The following is an 18,978-nucleotide window of genomic DNA, read 5'->3' on the forward strand; positions in this document are numbered from 1 at the left end:
GGTCAGGCGGGGGCGGCTTCTGTGGCCACTTCCGTGGCGACGCTCAGGCGGGCGTTGGCGACGAAGGCGTGCAGGGCCCGCAGAGCGGCGCCGGCGTGGTTGCCCCAGTGGTTGAAGTACGAGTACTGCCACCACCAGAGGGCTTCCAGGGGGCGGTCCTTGTTGTAGTGGCGGAGCCCGTGGACGAGGTCGCTGGCGACGTCCACAAGGTCGTCCGACAGGCGGTAGGAGGTCGGCTCGGTGTCCTTGTAGGGATCGAAGACCTCGACGTACTCGTCCATGGCCTGGAGGCGCTCGGCCAGGCCCTGCCGGATCGAGTCGAGGTCGGGGTCGTCGCCCACCTCGGGCTCCCAGTTGTCCGGAAGGATCACGTCGGCGCTGGCGCCGAGCTGCGCCCCCGCCAGGATGACCTGCGACACCTCCAGCAGGAGGAGCGGGACGGTGTGCGTCCCGCCGTCGCCGCGGGCGACCGCCTCCAGGCCGTTCAGGTAGTTGTCGACGTGGCACGCCACGCGTTCGGCGAGGGCGTTCCAGTCCTGCGGGCTGTTGGTGTCAGACATCGAGCAGCCTCCGTCCTTCGAATGCGCGGCCCAGTGTGACCTCGTCGGCGTACTCGAGGTCGCCACCCACCGGAAGGCCGCTGGCCAGTCGGGTGACGGTGATGTCCATGGGCTTGACCAGCCGGGCGAGGTACGTCGCGGTCGCCTCGCCCTCCAGGTTGGGGTCGGTGGCGAGGATCAGCTCGGTCACTGTCCCGTCCGCGAGGCGCTGCATCAGCTCGCGGATGCGCAGGTCGTCCGGCCCGACGCCCTCGATCGGGCTGATCGCGCCGCCGAGCACGTGGTAGTGGCCGCGGAACTCGCGGGTCTTCTCGATCGCGACGACGTCCTTGGACTCCTCCACCACGCAGATGATGTGGGGGTCGCGGCGCGCGTCGCGGCAGATCCGGCATTCCTCTTCTTCTGCGACATTCCCGCAGGTTTTGCAGAAGCGGACCTTGTCCTTGACCTCTTTGAGCGCCTTGCCGAGGCGCTCGACGTCGGCCGGATCGGCGGCGAGGAGGTGGAAGGCGATCCGCTGCGCGCTCTTGGGGCCGACGCCGGGCAGCCTGCCCAGCTCGTCGATGAGGTTCTGAACCACCCCTTCGTACAACGGACCCCTCCTTTACTGTCGTCTTCTGCCCGCGTCCGGGTTCAGGCGCCGCCGAGGCCGGGGAAACCGCCGGGGATGCCCCCGCCGCCGCCGAGCCCCTGGGCGAGCGGGCCCATCTTCTCCTGCTGGAGCTCCTGCGCCTCGCGGGCGGCGTCGCGGATCGCGGCCAGCACCAGGTCGGCGACCGTCTCCGCCGTGTCGGCCGGGTCGTCGACGTCGATCGCCTTCGGGTCGATCGACAGCCCCGTGACCTCGCCCTGCCCGTTGACCGTCGCGGTCACGAGCCCGCCGCCGGCGGTCCCCGTCACCTCGGTCTCCGCGAGCTCGCGCTGGGCGTTGAAGAGCTGCTCCTGCATGGCCTGCGCCTGCTGGAGGAGTTCCTGCATGTTCAGCTGACCACCGGGTTCCACGGTGCACTCCCTCTTCCGGCCCCCGAGGGCCTTCTCTCTGGCGCTCCGCCAGCCACCGGACGTCCGTCCCACGAGACTACGGGTTCCCAGGCCGTTTCGGTACGCGAGGCCCCCAGCGCGCCATTTCGGAAGCACATCCGGGATTCGGCGCCCTACCGGACCCCCGCCGAGGCCCCCTGCCGCCGGGTCAGAGAGCCGAGTTGTCGATCTCGCGGATGATCTGACCGCCGAGTTCGCGCTGGATGAGGGCCATCCCGCCCATCTCGGCCTCGGTGCCGTCGGCGTCGGCGTCGCCCTCCGGGTCGACCTCCTCGCTCTCGTCCACGGGAGAGGGTTCGGGCGGCGGCGGGGGCTCGTCCGGCGGCGGCGGAGGCGGCTCCGGGGACCGGTCGGCCCTCGGCGCGGACGGCTGTGCGGACGACTGCGCGGACGGCTGGAAGGGCGGCCGCGGCTGCGGTGCCGGGTTCGGTGTGGCCGCCCCACCGAACCCCGCGCTAGGGCCCGGCCTTCCCCCTGGGGGAGACCCGCCGGACGCTCCGCCGACGACGGTCTCTATCCGCCAGTCGACGCCCATCCGCTCCTTGAAGACCTCGCGCAGGACGGCGTCGCGGCCACCGTTGACGAAGCCGAGGCGGCGTCCCTCCGCGTCGAAGCCGAGGGTGAGGACCTTGCCGTCGAGGGAGATCGGCTGCACCCCGGACATGATGACCATCCAGGTGGCGCGGCTCTTCTGCTTGACGGCCTCGACGACGTCCGGCCAGAGCCGCTGGATGGTGGAGAAGTCGGCCCCTCCGCCTCCTCCGCCGGACGCGGCGGGTGCCGGCGGCGCGCTGGAGGGCGCGGGTGACGCGCTGGGGGCGGGGCGCGCGTTGGCCGGCGCGGCCGTGGGGCGGGCGGCCGTGGGCTGGGGGGCGGTGGCCGGGGCGGCAGCGCGGTTATCCACAGAACCGGACTCCGCGGGCGCCGTACGGGGGGTGGGGTTGACACTGGAAGTGGGGTCGGCCCCCCGGGAGGGAGGGGACTGGGTTCCGGGCGTTTGAGAACCCCCGTCACGGGACGCCGGCGCCCCTGGCTGCTCCGACGCCTCCTGCGTCGGCTGCCCGGACGTCCCTTGCGTCGCACCGCCCTGCCCGGACGTTCCGGGCGCCGCGCCGGCCTGCCCCGAAGATCCTTGAGCGGGAGCTCCCTGACCTGCGCCGCCCTGGCCCGGACCACCCTGGCCAGGGGCCGGAGCCGCGAAGGCCTGCGCCAGAGGGTCACCGCCCTGGCCGCCCCCGAATCCGGCCTGGCCACCGCCGAAACCGCCCTGGCCGGCCTGGCGTTCCAGACGGTCGAGGCGGGCGAACATGGACGCTTCGTCCTCGTACGCCGCCGGCAGCAGGATCCGGGCGCAGATCAGTTCCAGCAGCAGCCGCGGGGACGTGGCGCCCCGCATCTCGGTGAGCCCGGTGTGCAGCAGGTCGGCGGCGCGCGTCAGCTCTCCGGGCCCCATCGAGGACGCCTGGCGCCGCATCTGCTCCAGCTCGTCGGGCGGGAAGTTCAGCAGCCCCGAGGCCCCGGCCTCCGGGACGTTCGACAGGATCACCAGGTCGCGGAGGCGTTCCAGCAGGTCGGCGGTGAAGCGGCGCGGGTCCTGGCCGCTCTCGATCACGCGGTCGATGGCGGCGAACACCGCGGCGCCGTTCCGGGAGGCGAAGGCGGCGACGACCTCGTCCAGCAGCGCGGAGTCGGTGTAGCCGAGCAGCGACACGGCCCGCGCGTACGTGATGCCCTTCTCGTCCGACCCCGCGAGGAGCTGGTCCAGGATCGAGAGCGTGTCGCGCGCGGAACCGGCCCCGGCCCGGACGGCCAACGGCAGCGCGGACGTCTCGTACGGGACGTCCTCGCTCTTCAGGATCTCCTCGACGAGGTCCTGGAGGACGCCCGGCGGGATCAGCCGGAACGGGTAGTGGTGGGTCCGGGACCGGATCGTCCCGATGACCTTCTCCGGCTCGGTCGTCGCGAACACGAACTTCAGGTGCGGCGGCGGCTCCTCGACGAGCTTCAGCAGCGCGTTGAAGCCCTCGCGGGTGACCATGTGCGCCTCGTCGATGATGTACACCTTGAAGCGCGCCGCGACCGGGGCGAAGAAGGCCCGCTCCCGCAGGTCGCGGGCATCGTCCACACCACCGTGGGACGCGGCGTCGATCTCGATCACGTCGATGTGCCCAGACCCGGACGGTCCGAGCGCGACGCACGAGTCGCACTTGCCGCACGGGTCGGGGGTCGGCCCCTCCTCGCAGTTCAGCGAGCGGGCGAGGATCCGGGCGCTGGAGGTCTTGCCGCAGCCGCGCGGACCGCTGAACAGGTACGCGTGGTTGATCCGGCCGTTGCGCAGCGCCTGCTGGAGGGGCTCGGCGACGTGTTCCTGCCCCTTCAACTCGGCGAACGTCGCTGGCCGGTACTTGCGGTACAGAGCCAGACTCATCGGGGTCCGCCCTCCCTCGAGAAGCAGAGCGTCAGAAGCGCCGTGTCGCCGTGGACCGGTCGTCGCGGACCGGTCGCCGTCAAACTAAAGGGACCCCCCGCACACCCGCCAGAGCCTGCTTATCCTTGCTGCCTTCCGGCCCTGGGGAGGTTCACAGGGTGACGCCGTGCGAGGGGTCTGACCAAAGTCTATGGCATCCCCGGCCCAGGAGCGCCACGCATTCGGCGTAGTCTCCGCCCATGCCCGCCTCTCCCCAGGACACGCTCCTGCACATCGCCGAACGAACCCACTGGGAATCCGCCCAGAGCACCGGCGTGGCGTACACCATGTCCACCCTGGGCCGGACCCTGGACGAGGAGGGCTTCATCCACTGCTCGTCCGATATCGCCCAGGTGGAAGGCGTCCTGGGCCGCTTCTACGGCGACGTCCCTCGCGACGACCTGGTCCTGCTGGTCATCGACGTCTCCCGCCTCGACGCGCCCGTCCGCTACGAGCCTGCCGGCGACGAGCTGTTCCCCCACGTCTACGGATCGATCCCGGTCGACGCGATTATTGATGTCAGGTCACTGCCCGAGAACCGGTAGGATTCCCGGTGGAGGATTCGCCTAGTGGCCTAGGGCGCACGCTTGGAAAGCGTGTTGGGTTCACGCCCTCACGAGTTCGAATCTCGTATCCTCCGCCACGCTTCACCAGGCACAACACGCTGAGGGCGGCACCCAGAGGGTGTCGCCCTCAGCGCATCTAGTCACAGCGTCAGTCTCAATAGATCGTCACCGCTGGTGCCTTTGGGCACGGCGGCACACGCCTGCCCCGTCAGAGCGCCTTGCGCCTACGCCGCAGGTGCGGCGACGACGAAGCGGCTCGTGACGCGCGTGGGCTTCCCGTCGATCATGCCGTCCGGCGGTGTGCGCAGGGCTCCGTTCGAGGACCCCGTGCCAGCAACCCGACGTCCCCGCTCGTCTCGGAACAGACAGCGTCAAACCCGAGCGGCCGGCTGTCCGCGCCAGGCGGATGCGAGTCGGACTCCTCCTGGTGCGGCACTGCTTCGCGTAAAGGCGCGGAGCGTGGTGTCGGCCGGATAACAAGACTCCGCCTTCTCGACATCCCGCCGAAATTAGGCATTCCGTACTATCCGAGCTGGATAAACAACGCTGGACGCGAAAGGATATTTGGAGGCCGATTGGCCCTGGTAGATCAGTTCAGGGGACGATACGATGTCATCGGCCGAACAGTGAGAAGTGTTCGGCAAAGGCGGAGTGGAGCAGCTCGGTAGCTCGCTGGACTCATTATCCAGAGGTCGCGTGGTTCAAATCCCGTCTCCGCCACTTCCCTTCGGGCGTGTCGTTGACCGTTGTCCCAGGGTTCGGCAGTCGGCGCGGTAGCCGCCGAACCCTGGGCCCAGCGGGGAGGCACGCCGGCTTGAGATCGTGCCCTTTTCCTGCTTGCCGGGTCATTCGCCTCCGTTGTGGGCTCGCCGCCGAGTCAGGAGCGTGTCTCCAGCTCCTGTTCGATCGGCTTCACCACGATGTAACCTTGGGCTTGGTGGCGGATGGCGGAGTCGTAAAGGTGCCGCAGGACTGGCATGATGCTGTGGTAGCAGAACACCGAAGATGACACTCCGAGGATTTCCGGGGTGTTGAACAGAACGGGCATCTCCGCGAACAGGTAGGCGAGTCCTGCCTGAAGTTTCTCAGCCTCCGCTCCAGCGGAGGCCGGCGAGTCGTCGGTCCGCGACCGCAGGATGTACCGCACGTGCTCTTCGCACGCCTGCCGGAGTTGGTCGTCCGCGCTGAGGCACTCCTCGATCCGCCGCCGGGTCGCCTGATAGCTGGGCAGGTCCATGCACTCGGAGAGCGCGCGCACGCGGACCTGGGGCCCCGGACCGCCCGCTCTCTCGACCGCCTGCCGAACGCGGCGCCGGGTGTCCCGGATGGTCCGGGTGGCACTCGAGGCGGCCTTCTGCGGGGTATAACCGGAGGCGACGTACATGGTGTCGATGTGCTGGTCGACATAGATGATGTCGATTCCGGTGAAGCGTGGCTGAGCCCATTTCACCAGGGCCGCGATGCGCTCGCGGCTGAAGTAGCTGTTCTCTGGGCTCACACCGATGAGGATATGCTCGCCCTGCTCGAACAGTCGCCGGCAGGCGGGCATGTACGGTTGCGCGTCGATCGGTATCCCTGGGGTGGACGTACAGGAGACCGCGGGGGTGGACGAGGTCTTGTTCATCTGGGGGACCGCCAGTTCGTTGCGGAGGTTTTCGGGCGTGTTTCGAGGCTCTCCTCGGATGGGCAGGGGTGTGGTGGCGGCTTCCCGTGGAATTGTCCCGAATCGGCCGTGGTGGGGCCTGATCGCGGACCATCCCGAGGCACTCGCGCACCCGCGGATGCCCATCGCGATGTCTCGTTCACGGTGAGTAGTGTAAGGCGTGTTTGTGGAAATCGGTGGCGGCGAGCGGACTTATTAATGTGGCGGATCCGTCTTCCCTGCATTCGTTCTGTGTGGCGAACGCGCCCGGTATCTGGGAACGGCGGCCTCCAACGAGAGATCGATATCGATCAGACGATCTCAAGGCTGGTGGATTTGCCGGGATGTTGAACGACCGGGATCCGCGGCACATCGGCGTCCCCCACGATTTCGACATCGGCCGCGCCGATTCCGGCCATCGTCGTTCGGCACCGGCACGCATTTCTGCATTGGCGTCTACCTGACGCGTACCGACCTGCGCACCGCTCTGCCGGCTCTGAGCACACGGCTGCACGGGCAGCGGGCGACGGTGCCGCCCGAGGAGATTCCCTGGTCCAGCGAAATGTCCCTGCAGGGGCCGCAGGTACAGCCGGTCAGGGCCCGGTGCGTTGTTCGGTCCGCCGGGCGCGGACCACCGTCCAGAAGGGCATGATGACACTGCAGCGGATGGTGACGGCCTCTCCACAGTCAGAGGCCAGGGCGTGCAGCGCATCGACGCTGTAGAACTTGCGGGCGCTGATCACCCAGTCGTGCAGGAGTGGCTGCCCTCCTCCCAGGAGCAACCCCACGGGAATGCCGGTGACCAGGCACGCCGGATTGCGCCAGCCGTCGATGATCAGCAGGCGGGATGCCACCCGCGTACCCTCCCGCAAGACCGCCCGGACCGCGGTGGGAGGCAGATGGTGAAGGGAGAAGGCGAACACTGCCAGATCCCATGATCCGGTCTCGGCGTCGATGCCGGTGGCGTCGATCACCGCCGTCTCCGCGCGAGGGTGGCGCCCCAGCGGTCCGGCCTGCAGGGTCTGCACGGTCCGCGCCGAGATGTCGCTGGCGGTCCAGCGGGCGGTCGGGTGCCGGGCCAGCACGTGCTCGGCCAGCCCGCCCGAGCCCGCACCGAGTTCCAGGATTCGTGGTTCCGGCAACCCGGCGATCTCTGCCTGGATCCACCGGCCCCAGATTCGGTACAGCCCACCCAGACGCTGAAGGCGGTGCAGGCCCCGGAGCACTCGCTGTGCCTTGTCGGCCGTCTCGGGCCGGTCGAGGTATTCCAGCCGGTCCGTCTCGTACAGGCGGTCCCACCATCCGGCGCAGGGTCCTCCACGCGGCATGTCCGCCATGGGCCTCGTCGGTCCCATCGATCCGCCCTTCTGCGAGTGCCTCACCAGGAGACCGGGACCTGGTCGGGACGGGTCTGCCCTAGGTCGTTCCGCCAGGGAATGTCGTGTTCGGACACTGCCAACCGGAGGCCTGGGAAGCGCTCGAACAGTGCCCGGAAGGAAATGGTGAGGTAGAGGCGGGAGAAGGCCGCACCCAGGCAGAAGTGGGGGCCCGCGCCGAAGGTGGCGGTGGCGTCGGTGGTGCGATGGATGTCGAACCTGCCCGGGTCGGGATAGTGGCGTTCGTCCCAGGTGGCTCCGAGCATCGGCGCGCAGACGCCGTCCCCTTCGACGATGCGCACTCCGTGGAGCATGACGTCTTCCGTGGCCACGCGCGGATAGCCCAAGACCCCGTTGTGGTGGAAGCGCAGCACCTCCTCGACGGCCTTGGGCCACAGCTCCGGCTGGGCAATGCACCGACCGAGTTGCTCGCGGTGCCGCAGGAGGGTGATGACTCCGGTCGCGACGGGCGAGACCAGCGGGTCGGAGCCGGTCACTAACAGGTAGCTGACAGTGCCGTGGAGCTCCTGCTCGCTGATGGTCCCGTTGCGATGCGCCCGGACGAGTGCGCTGACCGGGTCGTCGCCGCCGGGTGCTGCCTGCTTGGCGGCGATGACCTGTTCGGTGAACTCCAGAGTGGTCTTGGTGGCGGCGGCGACCTGGTCGGCCTCGACGTTGAGGGCGATCTGGGTCCGGAAGGCGTGCAGATACTCCACACGGTGCTCGATCGGGATGTCCAGCAGTTCGCAGCTGACCCGCAGAGGCAGCGGCGCGGCGTAGACCTGGAGGAGGTCGGCGGGGCCGCGGCCTGAAGCCATGGCCTCCAGCAGCGAGTCTGCATGCCGTTCGATCATCGGCCGATACCGCTCGACGCGGGCGGGCGTGTAGAAGGGGTTGAGGACGCGGCGGATCCGGGTGTGGTCGGGCGGGTCGAGGTTGAAGATCACGCCGGGAACGACGGTGAAGTCGGCGCCGACGAAGCGCGGAGCGCCGGGATAGGTCAGGTCTCGCGAGAAGCGGCGGTCCGTGAAGACCTGGGCGATGTCGTCCTTGCGCGTGATCATCCACACCCGATCGCCGCTCGGCAGGGTAACGGGGCAGACGGGTCGGTTCTCGCGGGCCCAGGCCAGGACGGGCGGCGGGGTCCCGTGCGGGCCGAGGGCGAAGGGATAGCGAAGCGGGAGGTCGGGGGGAGCGTGGTCGTCCATCAGCGTCCTTTGCCGTCGGGGTGATCCGATGGTGTCGGGGGCGATCGGGGGGCGCGGCGGGGTATCCCATCCCAAGGTTATCACTTAGAGTTGCCAAGGGGATACTATACGTGAGCGAAGGGGGAGATAGGTGATCATGAGCCAGTTCGACACGCTCGCCGAGGCGTACGAGGAGACCACGCGGAGGTTCCCGTTCCGCGAGCACATCGAGGCTCACAGCCTCCTCGACCAGATCGGGCCGCTCGACGGCCTGGCGGTTCTGGACCTCGGCTGCGGCAGTGGCGTCTACGCCCGCAGGCTCCGGCGCCTCGGCGCCGCCCGCGCGGTCGGCGTCGACGCCTCCGCCGGCATGATCGAACACGCCGAGAAGCTGGAGCGGGTCGAGCCGCTCGGTGTCCGCTACGCCGCCGCCGACGCCTCTCTCGGCCTGGGCCCGGACCTCTCTGGCGCCTTCGACCTGGTCGTCGGCGTCTACCTCACCCCCTACGCCGCGACGGCGGAGGAGCTGACCGGCATCTTCAGGACGGCCAGGCAGGCGCTCAAACCCACCGGCGGCCGGTTCGTCGCGGCGGTGCTCAATCCGGGCCACGACCGAGCACCCGGCTACTACCAGCGGTACGGGTTCGACATCATCTGCGAGCCCGACGACGAGGCGGACGGCGCGCCGGTGGACCTGTCGGGGTCGATCGACGATCACGACTTCCTGCTGCACGGCTACCGCTGGTCAAAGCCAACGCATGAGCGGGCGCTCCGGGCCGGCGGGTTCAGTGCCGCGACCTGGGTCCGTCCGACCCTGTCGGATGAGGGACGTCGGCTCCATCCGGAAGACTACTGGGCCCGCTACCTCGCCCGCCCCCACGCGCTGATCCTTGAAGCCGGCGCCTGACTACGGGTAACAACAGCCTGGCCCGCAGACGTGGAAAGCGTGTTGCGTGCAGGCGCTCGCGAGTTCGGATCTCGCATCCTCCGCCACACCGAGGCCGGTGCCCGACGCGGGCACCGGCCTTGCATGTCCGGCGGACGGCGTCACTGGCCGATCGGGGAGATGGGGCGTTCGAAGAACGTTTCCAGGACCACCGTCGCCTTCGTCCCGCTGACGCCCTGGATGTCGTAGAGCCGCCGCAGGACGTCCTGGAGCCGCGCGGTCGTCGACGTCCGCACCTTGACGAGCACGGACGCGCTGCCCGCGACGACATGGGCCTCCTGCACCTCCGGTATGGCGGCGAACTCGGCTGCGCGGTCGCCCATCCAGACCGAGGAGTCGATCAGGGCGAAGGCCAGCACGCCCTGCCCGAGCGCGGCCGGCTCCACGTCCACGCTGGTCCGCAGGATGACGCCCCGCTCGCGCATCTTCCGGACCCGCTCGTGGACGGCCCCGGCCGACAGGCCGACCGCCGTGCCGAGCGCCGCATAGGACCGGGTGGCGTCCTGCTGGAGGAGTTCCAGCAGCTGACGATCGATGTCATCCACGTTCCTCACAGGATGACTGTATCGCGTATGATCATCCCGAAGTAGCTCTGAACTAGATTCAGTCATGTAGGCGCGAGAGGAAACCATGCCCAAGGAAGCAGCCGACGGAATGTACGAGGTTCTGGACGAACGCTTCCGCACCGGACGTTGCTGCCATGGCGACCAGCACCTCGAACGCCTGCACTCGGACGCACGCTGGGCCGAGGGCCCCCTCTACCTGCCCGCCTGGCGGCAGCTGGTCTGGAGCGACATCCCCAACGACCGCATGCTTCGCTGGGACGAGGCGACCGGCGCCGTCTCGACGTTCCGCGCGCCGGCCGGGCACAGCAACGGCAACACCCTCGACGGGCAGGGCCGGCTGATCACTTGCGAGCAGGGCGATCGGCGGGTGACCAGGACCGAGCCGGACGGCACCGTCACCGTCATCGCCGACCGCTACCAGGGCAGGCGCCTCAACAGCCCGAACGACGCGGTCGTGCGCTCCGACGGGTCGGTCTGGTTCTCCGACCCCGACTTCGGCATCACCAGCGACTACGAGGGGCACCGCGCCGAGAGCGAGATCGGCGCCTGCAACGTCTACCGGGCCGATCCGGCGACCGGCGAGGTCCGCCTCGTCGCGGACGGGTTCGGCGGGCCGAACGGCCTCGTGTTCTCCCTGGACGAGCGCCGCCTCTTCGTGTCCGACACCCGCGCGGCGCACATCCGCGTCTTCGACGTCGGCGCCGACGGCACGCTCTCGGACGGCGACGTCTTCGCCGCGGCCCGCGACGGCGTCGCCCGGTTCGACAACATCCGGTTGGACCGGGACGGACGGCTGTGGGCGGCGGCCCTGGAGGGCGGCGTGCACTGCTACGCCCCGGACGGCACCCTCATCGGGCGCATCCGCGTCCCCGAGCCCGTCTCCAACATCACCTTCGGCGGCCCCAAGAACAACCGCCTGTTCATCACCGCGACGACCGGCCTGTACTCGGCGGTGACCTCGGTGACCGGCCTCCCGAGAACCCCGCAAGTGATCGAGAGCTGACCCCGCCGTCCCGCTCTGTTTCCGGCAATACTGGTCTTCTGGACATCTGGAGGCGGACATGACGGTCGACCAGGAGCTTGTTCGGGCGGCCGGGCGCGTTGCCGCCGAGAACAGCCGGGGGGACGAGCACACGGTGGCGGCCGCCGCTCGCGCGCGGGACGGGCGGATCGTCACCGCGATGAACGTCCACCACTTCACCGGCGGCCCGTGCGCGGAGCTGGCCGTGATCGGTGCGGCCGCCGCCCAGGGCGCCCACCAACTGGACACGGTCGTCGCGGTGGGGGACGGCGACCGCGGAGTGATGTCGCCCTGCGGTCGGTGTCGGCAGATCCTCCTCGACTACTTCCCCACCATCCGCGTCATCGTGGACATGGACGGCGGTCTGCGCGCCGTGCCCGTGACCGAACTGCTTCCCGGCGCCTACATCTGGTCTGACCACCAGTCGTGAGCGGCCGCACCCATCTGTTCGGTACTAAGTCACGGACGTATTGAGCTGGGCGGTAACTGGTTTACCGAATCCGGAAAGCAGAGTGACGCATGTTGTTGCGCGCCTTCTCCGCGCACTGGCGAGCCCGTAGACTCGAAGGGTGATCTTTAAGGCGGTGGGTGAAGGAAGGCCCTATCCAGAGCACGGTCTCTCGTCCCGGGACTGGGCCAAGATCCCCCCTCGCCAGGTCCGCCTCGACCAGCTCGTCAGCACCAAGCGGGAGATGGATCTCCACTCGCTGCTGTCGAAGGACTCCACGTTCTACGGCGACCTGTTCCCCCACGTGGTCCAGTGGCAGGGCGAGCTCTACCTGGAGGACGGCCTGCACCGGGCGCTCCGGGCGGCGCTGCACCAGCGGCTCGTCCTGCACGCGCGCGTCCTCGACCTGGACGCCGTCGACATGTCCTGATCAGCGGGAACGGGCGGGCTCCGGTGCTCGGAGGGCCTTGGGCTCGACCAGCGGCGTCGCCGGGTGGGCCGGGCGCACGAACCCGGGGCGGGCGGCCAGCAGGCCGACCACGACCTCCGGGACCACCAGGACGAGAAGCAGGGCCAATGGCACGTTCCAGCCACCCGTGACCTCGTGCAGGACGCCGACCGCGAGCGGGCCGGTTCCGGCGAGGAGGTAGCCGCCCGTCTGCGCCATCCCCGACAGGCTCGCGGCGGCGGCCGGGGTCGGTGAGCGGAGGCTGAGCAGCGTGAAGGCCAGCGGGAACGCGCTGCCGGTGCCGATGCCGATGATCACGACCCACGTCCACCCGGGGGCGAGCAGCAGCCCGACCAGGCCGACGACCATCGTGGCCGCGACGGCGAGGACGAGGGGGCGCTGGTCGCGCAGGCGGGCCGCGAACACCGGCACCAGGAAGCCCAGCGGGATCCCGACGATCATCATGGTGGAGACCATCATCCCGGCGGTCGCGGCCGGATAGCCGGCGTCGCGCATGACCTCCGGAAGCCACGACATCAGCACGTAGAACATCAGCGACGCCAGGCCCATGAACCCGGCGACGAACCAGGCCGTCGGGGAGCGCAGCAGTGATCCTCCGGCGCGCGGGGCGGTGACCGGCGGCGTCGGGGCGCGGCGGCCGCGCAGGGCGAGCGGGCCCCATACGAGCGCTGCGACCAGCGACGGAACGGCCCAGACGGCGAGCGCGAGCCGCCAGCCCCCCGCCTCCTCCAGCGGCACCGCGAGCCCGGCGGCGATCGCACCGCTGGCCGCCATCAGCATCATCGCGAGCCCGGTCAGCGAGCCGAGGCGGGACGGGAACGCGCGCTTGATCACGGCCGGCATGAGCACGTTGCCCATCGCGATCCCCGCGCCGGCCAGGACCGTTCCGACGAACAGCGAGACCGGGGACTGCACCACCCGCAGCACGATCCCCGTCGTGATCATGACGAGGGAGCCGGCGATCGCGGTCTCGGTGCCGAACCGCCGCGCGACGACCGGCGCGACGGCCGCGAACACGCCCAGGCACAGCACCGGGAGCGTGGTGAGGACGCCCGCCTCCGCGCCCGACAGCCCGAACGCGTCGCGCAGGTCGCCGAGCACGGGCGAGATCCCCGTGATCGCGGCACGCAGGTTGATCGTCAGCAGCACCAGGCCGACGAGCGACCACACGGCCGCGGCCCGGGAACCTGGAGTCGTAGAGCTGTTCATGTCACCTTCGTTGTTCGGTCGCTTCGAGCACAGGTTCTGCTGCGCCGAGCTGGTTCTGCTGCGTTCCGGTGCCCGTGCCCTGCCGGTCGCCGGGCACCCTGACGGCCGCCCCATGAGGTGGGCGGGTCACGCCCCCGGTCATGGTGCGGGCTTGCGCCTACCGCGCTAGGTCTCCTGCGGAGCCGTTCCGGACAGGGGGACGGTCGAGGCGAGGATCTGGTCGAGACACGCGTGGGTCGCCTGGGTGGCGGCGTCGGCGTCGCCCGCCTCGATGGCCGCGGCGATGGGGCCGTGCGGGACGTCGGCGTGTTCGAGCAGGCTCCCGGCCGCGCCGATGCTGGCCCGGAGCGCCGCGCTGAAGTCGCGGTACAGGTCCGTCAGGACGCGGTTGTGGGTGGCCTCGACGACGGCGGTGTGGAATTCGAGGTCCGCCTCGACGAACGCCGAGTGCTCGCCCGCCGCCCATGCCGCGTCCCGGCGCGCGAGCGCGACCGCGATGGCGGCGATGTCGGCGTCCGTGCGCCGGGTGGCGGCGAGCCTGGCCGCCTCCACCTCGAACCCCCGCCGGACCTCAAGGATCTCGACGAGTTCCGCGGTCTCCAGCCGCCGCCGGACGGCCCCGGAAAGCTCGCTCGTCGCGCGCACGTACGTCCCGTCGCCCTGGCGGCTCTCCAGGAGCCCCGCGTGGGTCAGCGCCCGCACCGCCTCCCGGACGGTGTTGCGCCCGACCCCGAGCGTCTCCGACAGCACCGGCTCCGGCGGGATCTTGGCGCCCACCGGCCACCCGCCCCCGGTGATCTCCCCCCTGAGCTGGTCGATCACCTGGTCGACCAGCGACGACCGCCGTGCCGTCCGCAGAGTCACCCGAACCTCCAGTCAACCAGTCATCCCATGTTTAATCATACGACATCCATGACCCTCGGTTTATTCCGGCCCCACCGCTCAGGGTCATGGAGACGTTCGGGCAGCGCCGATCCCAGCGGTCATGGCTCCGCGCTCGGTGATCGAATGGCACACCCGACGGCGAGGCGAGGCGGCACGCGTTGTCGCGGCCGCCTCGCCCTGCCCGCGAACGATCTAGTGCCGGGCGCTCAGGGCGACGCGGTTGAAGACCGACAGACCGGCCGCCTCCAGGGCCTGACGGTAGGCGGTGGCGGCGTTGTCGGGAGATTCGATCAGTTCGTAGAGTTCGCCGAGTTCCCTGTAGAGGTGCGCCGCGGGACGTCCCTCGGGAAGGGTCGACAGTTGTTCCGAGGCGGCGCGAAGCACGACCTGGGCGGCCGTGGTGTTGCCCTGGGCCACCCGTGCGCGAGCCAGGACCAAGCGGGCCAGAACGGTCTTCTGGGTGCGGACGCCAAGCTCGTTGGCGGGCTGGAGCGCCATGGTGTGTTCGCTCGTGGGGGCGGCGAGCGCCATGCCGGTGTCGAGGAACTGTTCGAGCGCGGCGATCGCCTCGTCCAGGTCGCCGACGAGGACGAGCGCGCGGGCCTTGGCGATGGTGCCTTCGGTGGATTCGGCGTCGTCGAGACCGGTCACGTCCTGGAGGAGGGTGAGCGCCTCGTGGGCCGCTTCGCGGGTCCCTTCCTGGCGCGGGCGCTCGAACCCGTACTCACCGGACGGTGCGGCGCCGGGCGGCGCGGCTACGGAGAACGGCTCGACACCCCTGAGCAGCGCCTTGGCTCCTGCGAGGGCGAGGCGTGCGTGGGCCTGCGTGGGGGTCGTGTCCGTGCGGGCGGCAAGGGCCTGGTCGGCGAAGTACAGGGAGTCGCCGACCGCCCCCTCGTCCAGCGCCCGCATGCTGGCCCGCTGGTAGTGGACGCTCAGCGGCTCGGCGTCCTTGGACCCATCGGGGTGCAGGAGGCGCCGCCCGAGTTCGTGGGCGCGGACCGGATCGGAGCGATCCACATAGGCGAGCAGCAGGATGCGTCCGGCCTCGGTGTACTCGTGGCCGGCGTGGAGGCCGAGCCGCTCCAGCCGTTCGAGGGCGCGCTCGCCCAGCGCGACGGCCTGCCCCAGATCGCCGACGGTGTGGTACGACCGGGCCAGCGCGATCACCGGGGGCAGCCAGCTCGCCCTGCCCGGGTCGCGCTCGGCCTGCTCGCGCAGCTCCTCGAACAGCTCGATCGCGCGGTCGGTGCGGCCCAGTTCCTCAAGGGCGCGGGCGCGGCCCAGTCGGGCGCGGGCCGTGAGGTCGGGGTCGTCGCTGCGGGCGATCACCTCGTCGAACCCGGCCTCGGCCGTGGCGGGGTCGCCGCGCAGCAGCGCCAGATGGGCGTGCCGCTCCCGCACCTCGAGATGGGCGCGCTGCTCCGGCTCGACGCCCTCGGCGAGGTACTCGGGAGTACAGCCGAGACGCTCGGCCAGCATGCGCAGGACGGTCGGCGTCGGCGTGCGCTTGCCCGACTCGATCAAAGAGATGTAGCTGTCGGAAAGGTCGTGACCGGCGAGCTGTGCCTGCGACAAGCGTCTGGTCAGCCGCAGGTTGCGGACACGTTCGCCGACGTTGCCTGGACCCGGCATGTGGACTCACTTAGCGGAAGTAAACAGGCGGCTGGGGTGCCGACATGATTGCACATTGCGGGTTATCACACATCGAGAGCAAGGAAGCGGCAGGAGAAGAGACCGGCCGGAAGGCCCGCGCGAACGGCGCTTCGGTGAGATTCACCGGTTCGCGCCGGCGGGCCCTCCCGTCGATCGCGACGTCTGTCATTCGCCGACGGTATCCGACCGTCCGGGCAAGATCGCAGAGTCCGCCGATATTGATCAGCCGACCGCGCTTTCCGGCCAGTACCGGACGATCGGCCGCACGTTTCGCGAGGTTGGGATCGCTCCCAGCGGTATCGGCCGGTGCCGGACGGGTGCCGCCTGCGGATCGCCGGGGCCCGGGGTCCGGCGTGCCGGTCGCTGACGTGCTTCCGGGGCGTCCGGCCGTCCTCAATGGTCTCAGATCACCACAGACGCCTCATCGGCCCCCGCGGCAACGGGAAAGGCGGGCACCGTGATGCCCGGCTTTCCCGTGTCAGGAACGGCGCGGAGCTAGATCTCCCCGTCGGGGTCGTCGCCCTTGGGCAGCGTGGCGGTGGGAGCGTCCTGCGCGTCGGCGTCGGAGGCGTCCTCCGCCGGACGCCGGCGCGGCGGCGGGGGCGGGGGGAGCGCCTCCTCGGGAGCCGGGTTCTTGTTCGGGAAGATCATCTCGCAGACTTCGAGGTAGAGCTGCTCGGGGTAGGGCAGGAAGGGCACGTTCGTGAGGGCCTGGTCCTGGCCGGCGGACTCCAGGACGAACTCCCCGTAGCCGAGCATGCGGCCCGCGATCGTCCGCTTGAAGCTCATGTCGGTGACCTTGGCCAGCGGCATCATCGCGACCTTGCGGGTGATGAGGCCGGTGGTGAGCAGCATCCGCTGGTTGGTGATGACGAAGTAGTCGACGGACCACTCCGCGACCCGCCACACGAACCAGGCGAGCAGGATCAGCCAGCCCCACCAGACCCAGCTGAAGACCGAGCCGCCGTTCTCGGCGAGCGTCTGGCTCAGCAGGCCCGCGAGGATGAGGCCGCCGAGCAGGAGGCCGACCGGGACCATCAGCACGGCCGGGTGGCGCCGCACCGTGATCACCTGGTTCTCGTGGGGGAGCAGGTACTTGTTGACGGACGCCGGCGCGGAGTCGCCGGGGGTCACGAGTCTCATGCCGACCTCAGGCGAGCGAGTTGACGAAAGTGGCGAGGGAGTCTGCGGCGGAGGAGATGCCCGTTGCCGCGTTCTCCACCGATTGGGCCGCGCCGTCCGGTTGCGTGATGACGTAGAACGCCACGAAAGCCATGGCGGCCCACGTGATGTACTTCTTGGCCGGCACAACTGCCTCCCGGAGCGTTGACCCACGGACCCCGGTTTCAGTTTCGCACAGCCCACACGGGCGGCAAAGCAGCGCGACGGCGCGCGGCGCCCGCCCGTGGGTCAGGGCGCGTTGTCCAGCGAGGAGCGGCGCGCCTTGCGGCGCTTCTCGGCCGCGACCGTCGCCAGCACCTCCAGATGCCGGCGCGCGATCCGCTCCACGAGGTCGGGCGGAGCCGATCCGGTCACCTCCTCGGCGCCGTAACGCGCGGCGGAGACGCACCGTTCCACCGTGTCGGCACTGTGGACCTCGTGGAACTCCTCGGTGAGCCGTTCCCCGATCTCGGTGTAGCGCGGCAGGTCGCCGTCCCCTGGGTGAGCCATCATGTGTCCCCGAAGCTCGCTCGCGCCGCCCGGTCCGTGACGGTCCCCTGTGCCGGGACGGCGGAGGGGAACGCGCGCTCGCGTTCCGTAGAGGTGGTGGTACCCCCTGCCGTCAGGAACGAACATCGCAGGTCACGTCGGGGAAACCGACTCCTGCCGGAGGGGTCAGACGACGCCGTAGAGCCGGTCCCCCGCGTCGCCGAGGCCGGGCATGATGAAGCCCTGCTCGTTGAGGTGGGAGTCGATCGCGGCCGTGACCACCTTGATGGGCGCCGAGATGTCGGTGAACGCCTGCTCCAGGTACTTCAGCCCCTCGGGCGCGGCGAGGAGGCAGAGCGCCGTGACGTCGTCGGCACCGCGCTCGAACAGCAGCCGGATGGCGGCGGCGAGCGTCCCGCCGGTCGCGAGCATCGGGTCGAGGACGTAGCACTGCCGCCCGGACAGGTCGTCCGGCAGCCGCGTCGCGTAGGTCTGGGCCTGCAGGGTGCCCTCGTCGCGGATCATCCCGAGGAAGCCGACCTCGGCGGTGGGCAGCAGCCGCGTCATCCCGTCCAGCATCCCGAGGCCGGCGCGCAGGATCGGCACGACGAGCGGCTTCGGGCTCGCGAGCTGGACGCCCTCCGCCGGGACCAGGGGCGTCTGCACCGTGGCCTCGGCGACCCTGACGTCGCGGGTCGCCTCGTAGGCGAGCAGGGTGACCAGCTCGTCGGCCAGGCGGCGGAACGTGGGGGAGTCGGTGCGGACGTCCCGAAGGGTGGTGAGCTTGTGCGCGACGAGCGGGTGGTCGACGGCGAGGGTCTGCATGCGCTCACGGTAGCCCACCCCGCCGGGCGGTTCGGGGCGCCAGGATAGGTCGCCGCTGAGCTGGGCAGGATGGCGGTATGAACAGCGAGAGCGATCAGCAGCCGAGCGGCTCGCGGGCCCGGGAATCCGCGCCCGATCCGCCCGCTCCCGCCTCGGCTCCCGACAGCGACCCCCCGGCCCCCGACTCCGCGGTGACCGAAGTCACAGCCGAGGGCGCCCCGCGGCGTCCCGGGCCCCAGGGCGACATCTCTCCCGAGCAGGTGCGCGAGCACCTGCGCCGCAGGGCGGTCTTCCTGCGCGAACTCGCCGAGGCCCGCGAGCTGCGCCGCCGCGTGACGCCGCACCGGTCGCGCCGCGCGCGGATCCACGCGGCACTTCGCCGCCGCACGTTCCGCATCAATTGATCCGGATCGGTTAGGTTCATGCCGCCGGGCACCGTGATCGGCGCTGACTCCCGGTCTCAC

20 protein-coding genes, 2 tRNA genes, 1 other RNA gene and 1 pseudogene are annotated in these 18,978 nt (G+C 70.3%); 8 read left to right on the plus strand and 16 right to left on the minus strand.

Features of this window, described 5'->3' with window-relative positions; all coding sequences use genetic code 11:
- Positions 1-2: 2 nt before the first annotated feature.
- From BJ999_RS00175 to ffs, 5 genes are all read right to left on the minus strand, one after another.
- Entirely contained in the window at positions 3-560 is a 558-nt protein-coding gene (locus tag BJ999_RS00175) for a DUF5063 domain-containing protein (RefSeq protein WP_179831360.1), read from the minus strand.
- Complete coding sequence (recR, locus tag BJ999_RS00180) at positions 553-1,152, minus strand: recombination mediator RecR (protein WP_179831361.1); 600 nt, start codon at positions 1,150-1,152, stop codon at positions 553-555. Before recR ends, BJ999_RS00175 begins: the two co-directional genes overlap by 8 nt.
- Positions 1,153-1,193: 41 nt before the next feature.
- A complete protein-coding gene (locus BJ999_RS00185) occupies positions 1,194-1,562 on the minus strand; it encodes a YbaB/EbfC family nucleoid-associated protein (protein ID WP_179831362.1) in 369 nt (122 codons plus the stop codon).
- Positions 1,563-1,749: 187 nt separating this feature from the next.
- Positions 1,750-4,029, minus strand: coding sequence for a DNA polymerase III subunit gamma and tau (locus tag BJ999_RS00190; protein ID WP_179831363.1), 2,280 nt, complete (start codon positions 4,027-4,029; stop codon positions 1,750-1,752).
- Between the two features lie 85 nt (positions 4,030-4,114).
- An RNA gene (gene ffs / locus BJ999_RS00195) (signal recognition particle sRNA small type) lies at positions 4,115-4,210 on the minus strand.
- 58 nt (positions 4,211-4,268) lie between these two features.
- On the opposite strand from ffs, the gene BJ999_RS00200 reads away from it, so the two are divergent.
- The 3 genes from BJ999_RS00200 to BJ999_RS00210 all read left to right on the plus strand — a co-directional run bounded on the left by BJ999_RS00200 (position 4,269) and on the right by BJ999_RS00210 (position 5,354).
- Positions 4,269-4,613 carry a DUF952 domain-containing protein gene (locus BJ999_RS00200; RefSeq protein WP_179831364.1) on the plus strand — a complete coding sequence of 115 codons (345 nt, stop codon included), beginning with the start codon at positions 4,269-4,271 and terminating at the stop codon, positions 4,611-4,613.
- Between the two features lie 10 nt (positions 4,614-4,623).
- A tRNA-Ser gene (locus BJ999_RS00205) sits at positions 4,624-4,711 on the plus strand.
- A 568-nt stretch (positions 4,712-5,279) separates the two neighbouring features.
- A tRNA-Met gene (locus BJ999_RS00210) sits at positions 5,280-5,354 on the plus strand.
- A 157-nt stretch (positions 5,355-5,511) separates the two neighbouring features.
- Here the strand turns inward: BJ999_RS00210 and BJ999_RS00215 are convergent.
- The 3 genes from BJ999_RS00215 to BJ999_RS00225 all read right to left on the minus strand — a co-directional run bounded on the left by BJ999_RS00215 (position 5,512) and on the right by BJ999_RS00225 (position 8,860).
- On the minus strand, positions 5,512-6,258 hold the full coding sequence (locus BJ999_RS00215; RefSeq protein ID WP_179831365.1) for a tRNA-dependent cyclodipeptide synthase: 747 nt from the start codon (positions 6,256-6,258) through the stop codon (positions 5,512-5,514).
- A gap of 611 nt (positions 6,259-6,869) precedes the next feature.
- Positions 6,870-7,613, minus strand: a complete 744-nt coding sequence (locus tag BJ999_RS00220; RefSeq protein ID WP_218934876.1) for a class I SAM-dependent methyltransferase — start codon at positions 7,611-7,613, stop codon at positions 6,870-6,872.
- A gap of 41 nt (positions 7,614-7,654) precedes the next feature.
- Positions 7,655-8,860: a cytochrome P450 gene (locus BJ999_RS00225; RefSeq protein WP_179831366.1), complete on the minus strand. Its 1,206-nt coding sequence runs from the start codon at positions 8,858-8,860 to the stop codon at positions 7,655-7,657.
- Between the two features lie 136 nt (positions 8,861-8,996).
- On the opposite strand from BJ999_RS00225, the gene BJ999_RS00230 reads away from it, so the two are divergent.
- Positions 8,997-9,746, plus strand: coding sequence for a class I SAM-dependent methyltransferase (locus tag BJ999_RS00230; protein WP_179831367.1), 750 nt, complete (start codon positions 8,997-8,999; stop codon positions 9,744-9,746).
- A gap of 140 nt (positions 9,747-9,886) precedes the next feature.
- Here the strand turns inward: BJ999_RS00230 and BJ999_RS00235 are convergent, their stop codons facing one another.
- Positions 9,887-10,339 carry an Lrp/AsnC family transcriptional regulator gene (locus BJ999_RS00235; RefSeq protein WP_229810061.1) on the minus strand — a complete coding sequence of 151 codons (453 nt, stop codon included), beginning with the start codon at positions 10,337-10,339 and terminating at the stop codon, positions 9,887-9,889.
- A gap of 76 nt (positions 10,340-10,415) precedes the next feature.
- Between BJ999_RS00235 and BJ999_RS00240 the strand changes: the two genes are divergently transcribed.
- The 3 genes from BJ999_RS00240 to BJ999_RS00250 all read left to right on the plus strand — a co-directional run bounded on the left by BJ999_RS00240 (position 10,416) and on the right by BJ999_RS00250 (position 12,250).
- The gene (locus tag BJ999_RS00240; RefSeq protein WP_179831368.1) at positions 10,416-11,354 is read left to right on the plus strand and encodes an SMP-30/gluconolactonase/LRE family protein; all 939 of its coding nucleotides are present in this window, start codon (positions 10,416-10,418) and stop codon (positions 11,352-11,354) included.
- A 58-nt stretch (positions 11,355-11,412) separates the two neighbouring features.
- Positions 11,413-11,802 (plus strand): cytidine/deoxycytidylate deaminase family protein, encoded by a 390-nt coding sequence (locus BJ999_RS00245; RefSeq protein ID WP_179831369.1) that lies wholly within the window; start codon positions 11,413-11,415, stop codon positions 11,800-11,802.
- Positions 11,803-11,941: 139 nt separating this feature from the next.
- On the plus strand, positions 11,942-12,250 hold the full coding sequence (locus BJ999_RS00250) for a type II toxin-antitoxin system VapB family antitoxin (RefSeq protein WP_179831370.1): 309 nt from the start codon (positions 11,942-11,944) through the stop codon (positions 12,248-12,250).
- Here the strand turns inward: BJ999_RS00250 and BJ999_RS00255 are convergent, their stop codons facing one another.
- The 7 genes and pseudogenes from BJ999_RS00255 to upp all read right to left on the minus strand — a co-directional run bounded on the left by BJ999_RS00255 (position 12,251) and on the right by upp (position 18,514).
- Complete coding sequence (locus BJ999_RS00255) at positions 12,251-13,498, minus strand: CynX/NimT family MFS transporter (protein WP_179831371.1); 1,248 nt, start codon at positions 13,496-13,498, stop codon at positions 12,251-12,253.
- 165 nt (positions 13,499-13,663) lie between these two features.
- On the minus strand, positions 13,664-14,362 hold the full coding sequence (locus BJ999_RS00260) for a FadR/GntR family transcriptional regulator (protein WP_179831372.1): 699 nt from the start codon (positions 14,360-14,362) through the stop codon (positions 13,664-13,666).
- Positions 14,363-14,575: 213 nt separating this feature from the next.
- Positions 14,576-16,018 (minus strand): helix-turn-helix domain-containing protein, encoded by a 1,443-nt coding sequence (locus BJ999_RS00265; protein WP_179831373.1) that lies wholly within the window; start codon positions 16,016-16,018, stop codon positions 14,576-14,578.
- A 654-nt stretch (positions 16,019-16,672) separates the two neighbouring features.
- Positions 16,673-17,182, minus strand: a pseudogene (locus tag BJ999_RS00270) (PH domain-containing protein); the annotation flags it as partial.
- Between the two features lie 7 nt (positions 17,183-17,189).
- A complete protein-coding gene (locus BJ999_RS00275) occupies positions 17,190-17,348 on the minus strand; it encodes a hypothetical protein (protein WP_179831314.1) in 159 nt (52 codons plus the stop codon).
- A 101-nt stretch (positions 17,349-17,449) separates the two neighbouring features.
- On the minus strand, positions 17,450-17,710 hold the full coding sequence (locus BJ999_RS00280; RefSeq protein WP_179831375.1) for a hypothetical protein: 261 nt from the start codon (positions 17,708-17,710) through the stop codon (positions 17,450-17,452).
- A 165-nt stretch (positions 17,711-17,875) separates the two neighbouring features.
- Positions 17,876-18,514 carry a uracil phosphoribosyltransferase gene (gene upp / locus BJ999_RS00285; protein ID WP_179831376.1) on the minus strand — a complete coding sequence of 213 codons (639 nt, stop codon included), beginning with the start codon at positions 18,512-18,514 and terminating at the stop codon, positions 17,876-17,878.
- Positions 18,515-18,591: 77 nt separating this feature from the next.
- Here upp and BJ999_RS00290 point away from each other — a divergent pair, with 77 nt between their 5' ends.
- Positions 18,592-18,918 (plus strand): hypothetical protein, encoded by a 327-nt coding sequence (locus BJ999_RS00290; protein ID WP_179831315.1) that lies wholly within the window; start codon positions 18,592-18,594, stop codon positions 18,916-18,918.
- The last annotated feature ends 60 nt before the right edge of the window (positions 18,919-18,978 follow it).

The organism is Actinomadura citrea (assembly GCF_013409045.1).
Taxonomy (GTDB): Bacteria; Actinomycetota; Actinomycetes; order Streptosporangiales; family Streptosporangiaceae; genus Spirillospora; species Spirillospora citrea.

What these genes read in the sequence shown, in the direction of transcription:
- BJ999_RS00175 (WP_179831360.1), bottom strand. Translation starts at nt 560, where the DNA reads ATGTCTGACACCAACAGCCCGCAGGACTGGAACGCCCTCGCCGAACGC.
- BJ999_RS00190 (WP_179831363.1), bottom strand. Translation starts at nt 4,029, where the DNA reads ATGAGTCTGGCTCTGTACCGCAAGTACCGGCCAGCGACGTTCGCCGAG.
- BJ999_RS00200 (WP_179831364.1), top strand. Translation starts at nt 4,269, where the DNA reads ATGCCCGCCTCTCCCCAGGACACGCTCCTGCACATCGCCGAACGAACC.
- BJ999_RS00215 (WP_179831365.1), bottom strand. Translation starts at nt 6,258, where the DNA reads ATGAACAAGACCTCGTCCACCCCCGCGGTCTCCTGTACGTCCACCCCA.
- BJ999_RS00220 (WP_218934876.1), bottom strand. Translation starts at nt 7,613, where the DNA reads ATGGCGGACATGCCGCGTGGAGGACCCTGCGCCGGATGGTGGGACCGC.
- BJ999_RS00225 (WP_179831366.1), bottom strand. Translation starts at nt 8,860, where the DNA reads ATGGACGACCACGCTCCCCCCGACCTCCCGCTTCGCTATCCCTTCGCC.
- BJ999_RS00230 (WP_179831367.1), top strand. Translation starts at nt 8,997, where the DNA reads ATGAGCCAGTTCGACACGCTCGCCGAGGCGTACGAGGAGACCACGCGG.
- BJ999_RS00240 (WP_179831368.1), top strand. Translation starts at nt 10,416, where the DNA reads ATGCCCAAGGAAGCAGCCGACGGAATGTACGAGGTTCTGGACGAACGC.
- BJ999_RS00245 (WP_179831369.1), top strand. Translation starts at nt 11,413, where the DNA reads ATGACGGTCGACCAGGAGCTTGTTCGGGCGGCCGGGCGCGTTGCCGCC.
- BJ999_RS00255 (WP_179831371.1), bottom strand. Translation starts at nt 13,498, where the DNA reads ATGAACAGCTCTACGACTCCAGGTTCCCGGGCCGCGGCCGTGTGGTCG.
- BJ999_RS00265 (WP_179831373.1), bottom strand. Translation starts at nt 16,018, where the DNA reads ATGCCGGGTCCAGGCAACGTCGGCGAACGTGTCCGCAACCTGCGGCTG.
- BJ999_RS00280 (WP_179831375.1), bottom strand. Translation starts at nt 17,710, where the DNA reads ATGGCTCACCCAGGGGACGGCGACCTGCCGCGCTACACCGAGATCGGG.
- upp (WP_179831376.1), bottom strand. Translation starts at nt 18,514, where the DNA reads ATGCAGACCCTCGCCGTCGACCACCCGCTCGTCGCGCACAAGCTCACC.
- BJ999_RS00290 (WP_179831315.1), top strand. Translation starts at nt 18,592, where the DNA reads ATGAACAGCGAGAGCGATCAGCAGCCGAGCGGCTCGCGGGCCCGGGAA.